Below are 3,643 nucleotides of genomic sequence, written 5' to 3'. Positions count from 1 at the left end.
CCCGCTACAGCACCGGCTTTGCGGCGGCGCCGGATCTGGTGTTCGGCAGCAACAGCCAGACGGTGGGCGAACAGGTGCTGAGCTGGAACCTGGGTGTGACCAGCCGGGCCAGCGAGCGCCTGTCGGTGATGGTCGACTACGTGGGCGAGCGCCGCGACGGCCAGCTGCAGAATGGCGTGCAGCTGGGGCTGGGTTACCGGTTCTGAGTGGCCGGCGGCACCGACGATGCCCGCATCGCCGGTGCCATCCCAGGACGCACGCTGCTGCGGTATGGTTCGGCATGGAATTCCACCCAGGCCCCTCCATGCAGATCGCAGTCTTCAGCGCCCGGCCCTATGATCGTCGCTTTCTTGACGAGGCCAATCAGCGCGGCGCCGCAGAACAGGATTTCGCGTTCGTCTACTTCGATGCCTCGCTCGACCTGCATACCGCCACGCTGGCACAGGACTGCGACGCCGTCTGCGTGTTCGTCAATGATCGTCTTGATGCCCCTGTGCTGCAGGCCCTGCACGCGCAAGGCGTACATGCCGTGCTGCTGCGGTGCGCCGGCTTCAACAACGTCGATCTCGCCGCTGCGACGTCGCTGGGCCTGTTCGTCGCGCGCGTGCCGGCCTACTCGCCTGAAGCCGTCGCCGAGCATGCCCTGGCCCTGGTGATGACCCTCAACCGGCAGACACATCGCGCCTACAACCGCGTACGCGAAGGCAACTTCATGCTCGATGGCCTGCTTGGGCACACCCTGCATGGCCGCACCGTCGGCATCGTCGGCACCGGCAAGATCGGTGTGGCGACGGCGCGCATCTTCAAGGGCCTGGGCTGCACGGTGCTGGGCCATGATCCCTATCCATCGGCATCCTTCGCCGGGCTGGGAGAAAACGTGGCTCTGGCCAAGCTGCTGTCCCGCGCCGACATCGTGTCGCTGCACTGCCCATTGACGGCGGATACCCATCACCTGATCAACGATGCGTCGCTGGCGCAGATGAAGGCGGGTGCCATGCTGGTCAACACCTCGCGTGGCGGTCTGGTCGATACCCATGCGGTCATCCGCGCGCTGAAATCACGCCGGCTGGGCCACCTGGCCATTGATGTCTACGAGCAGGAAAGCGCGCTGTTCTTCCAGGATCTCTCCGGCGAAATCATCGACGATGAAGCGTTCCAGCGCCTGATGACCTTCCCCAACGTACTGGTGACCGGCCATCAGGGCTTCTTCACCGTGGAGGCCCTGCAGGAGATCTCGGCGATCACGCTGGGCAACCTGGCGGATTTCGCAGCCGGGCGGGCATGCGCGAACCGGGTGGAGGCTGGCTGACCGAGGGTGGATTGACCACCGGGCAGGGGAGCCCGTAAAATCGCCTGCTCGGCCGGAATAGCTCAGTTGGTAGAGCGGCGCATTCGTAATGCGTAGGTCGCAGGTTCGACTCCTGTTTCCGGCACCATGTTTGATGAAAAGCCCCGGCCCTGGTCGGGGCTTTTTTGTGTCTGGTAGCGCCGGGCCATGCCCGGCGGAATGCGAGGGCAGGTGGCGCGATTCGCCGCCCGACTGGGGGTGAGGGCGACCTTCGGCCGTTAGTGCTTCCTGTCGTCGGCCACAGGCGCGACGGATGGCACTGCGACGTCCAGTGGCCCTGCATCGGCAGTGGCGTTGGCGGGGCGGCACTCTCTCGAACACAGGTAACCCGCATGTCGAACTCGTCGATCTCCCCCCTCACTTCCCGGTCCAGGCTGAGCATGGCGATGTCGTTCGCTCTGATGGCGGGACTCTCCACGCTCGATGCGCAGGCAAGCACCTTCCATCTGAACGGCGACACGATCTACTACTCCGGCGGCGTCGAGAGCAGCGATCCCAGGACCTTGGAGCGCATTCTCAGCGCGGCGAACCGGCAGGGACGGACCATCCGCCAGATCGTCTTCCGCAATTCACCCGGTGGTGCTGCCAGCGGTGGCGTTGGCATGGGCGAGGTCATCCGCCGCAATGGCCTGGATACCGTGCTGGACGGTGGTTGCTACTCGGCGTGTGCCGATGCGTTCGTCGCCGGTGTCAATCGTCGGATCACCCGCTTCGCCCTGCCGGTGTATGACGGTTACGACATGACCGTGCTGGGGATTCATGGCGAAGCCCGGGATGGTGTTCCCACGCCGTACCCGGGCCAGGAGAAGTACATCCAGTACTACCGGGACATGTTTGGCGCCAGGGACTTTGCCGTCATTGAAGGCCGGATCACCCAGGCCCACTACGAACTGACGGAAAGCTCCGGCTTCCTGCGCTATTTCGATCCGGCCACGATGGCCATCGCGACCCGCTTCTGCCCGACGCGCGACACCAGCGAGGACGGTGGCTGCACGGCCTATCCGGACGTGACGCTGTTCAGCGACAGGGTGGCGACCTCGATGGACTATGCAACGACCAACGATGTCCTGATCATCGATGGTAAGCAGGTGAGCGGAAACATCAATCCGGCATTCGATCCCGCGCAGTTCTCCTATGTGCGCGATGTGGACGTGGACAAGGTCGTCGGCGGCGATGCCTTTGGCGTGATCAAGCTCACCGCGGGCGCCCATTGGTCCGCGACGGAAGACAGCGGTGCGTCGATTCTGTGGGTGGACTCGGGGAGGCTGGACATCACAGCGCAGAGCAGCCTGCTTACCGGCAACAGCGTGATAGGACGCAACGGTGCCGTCGATGTGAGGGACGGTCTGCTGAAGGCCGGGAGCACGATCGTGGACGGTTCGCTGTCCCTCGCCTCGACCGGCGAACTGGACAACAGCGATACGCTGCTGGTCCGGCGTGGAGGTGAGGTGGCGATGGCCGGTGGTCGAATCTCCACGGCCGTCGTGACCCTGGATCCAGGGGCGGCATTGAAGGGGCATGGAACCATCGGCGCGACGGCCTATGTCGGGGACCCGGACTATCCCGACTTCCCCTGGAATGTTCCGCAGGTGGCGCGGGTGAGGGTGGCCGGTGGCGATCTTCATCCGCAGGGCGGCCCGTTGACGGTCAACGGCTATGTCAGCTTCGCCTATCCCAATGCCGGCCGGCTGCTGTTCGACATCACCCCGGAAACGCGCCAGGCGGGCCTTGTACTGGACGCATTCGAAGTCCATCGCTGCGACAGCCAGGGCAGCTACTACTATTGCGGAAACGGGGCGGCCACCACTGCGCCCGGCTTCCTGATCGGCGGCACGGTTGGCAAACTCGCGCTGGATATCGCACCGGGCTACTACCGCCAGTATCTTTCGATCCCGCTGGTACAGGGACGTATCTATGGCAGCAAGGAAGGCAACGAGCTGACCACCGCGCTGTTGAACGACAGTGACAGCGAGTTCGACGCCAGCGTGCCGCAGCTGCAGGCCGGACAGGTCGCCTTCACCCGTGCCGAGCGGCAGGACGGCTCGGGCTACAGTGCCGATCTGACCAATGCCGACACCGCACGGCGCAGGTTCCATCCGCGCGAGAACTCGCTGCTCACGTTCAGTATCGTGCAGACCGGCGACGGCATCTGGGTGGTTGCCAATCCGGCCTTCGATGACGTGTCTCCGTTCGCCAACGTGGCGTCGGGCGCGGGCCTCGGCCAGGCATTGCGGACGGCGGCATCGCAGCCGGCGTCGGCGCTGGAGCCGCTGCTGGGCGCACTACAGTTCGCCG

Annotated in this window: 2 protein-coding genes, 1 tRNA gene and 1 pseudogene; all 4 read left to right on the top strand. The window is 65.0% G+C overall.

Features of this window, described 5'->3' with window-relative positions; genetic code table 11:
* Positions 1-206 (top strand): hypothetical protein (locus QMZ25_RS18260; RefSeq protein WP_283219440.1); only part of this gene is annotated, 206 nt, incomplete at its 5' end.
* 98 nt (positions 207-304) lie between these two features.
* The gene (locus tag QMZ25_RS18255; RefSeq protein WP_283220082.1) at positions 305-1,309 is read left to right on the top strand and encodes a 2-hydroxyacid dehydrogenase; all 1,005 of its coding nucleotides are present in this window, start codon (positions 305-307) and stop codon (positions 1,307-1,309) included.
* Positions 1,310-1,360: 51 nt separating this feature from the next.
* Positions 1,361-1,436 (top strand) — tRNA-Thr (locus QMZ25_RS18250).
* Between the two features lie 298 nt (positions 1,437-1,734).
* A pseudogene (locus tag QMZ25_RS18245) lies at positions 1,735-3,643 on the top strand (autotransporter outer membrane beta-barrel domain-containing protein); the annotation flags it as partial.

It is taken from the genome of Stenotrophomonas sp. RS-48 (assembly GCF_030053245.1).
Taxonomy (GTDB): domain Bacteria; phylum Pseudomonadota; class Gammaproteobacteria; order Xanthomonadales; family Xanthomonadaceae; genus Stenotrophomonas; species Stenotrophomonas maltophilia_P.
This window is presented reverse-complemented; position numbering and strand designations above follow the sequence as displayed.

Bases quoted from the DNA above. Each gene is read 5' to 3' on its own strand.
- QMZ25_RS18255 (WP_283220082.1), top strand. From the start codon at position 305: ATGCAGATCGCAGTCTTCAGCGCCCGGCCCTATGATCGTCGCTTTCTT.